A 416-nucleotide genomic window follows, 5' to 3' on the forward strand; every position below is an offset into this window, starting at 1 on the left:
ATCGCCAAGAACCTTGAACGCATCGGCGACCACGCCACCAATATCTCTGAACGCGTTTTTTATGCCGCGACGGGACGTATCCTGCCGGTCCTGCGGCCGCGTGGGGGGATCGCGGATCAGGATCTGTAAGGGGCTGTTTGAAAACAAGTGGTTGATAAACAATAGGAAAAGATTTTTTGTGTTGCCTTTCGATTGAAAAAGCGACGTCTTTTGAAGCTTTTTGAAAAAAGCTTCACCAAAAACTTTTATTATCTCATGATCTTTTCAGACAGTCTCGAAGAGACTGTCTGAAAGTAGCCCATTGAGAAAAAAATGTGGAATTTCATTTTTGAAATATTATGTGTTTGAAAAGTCAGGATCGATAACACCCTAAAATTATAAAGGTTTTTGGTGAAGCTTTTTCTAAAAAGCTTCAG

Annotated in this window: 1 protein-coding gene; it reads left to right on the forward strand. The window is 41.1% G+C overall.

Going from position 1 to position 416, the window contains the following annotated elements:
• Positions 1-129, forward strand: a 129-nt coding sequence (locus B7G66_RS16765; RefSeq protein ID WP_048859439.1) for a PhoU domain-containing protein, incomplete at its 5' end; no start/stop codon positions are given.
• Positions 130-416: the final 287 nt, after the last annotated feature.

Source organism: Novacetimonas hansenii JCM 7643 (assembly GCF_000964405.1).
Taxonomy (GTDB): domain Bacteria; phylum Pseudomonadota; class Alphaproteobacteria; order Acetobacterales; family Acetobacteraceae; genus Novacetimonas; species Novacetimonas hansenii.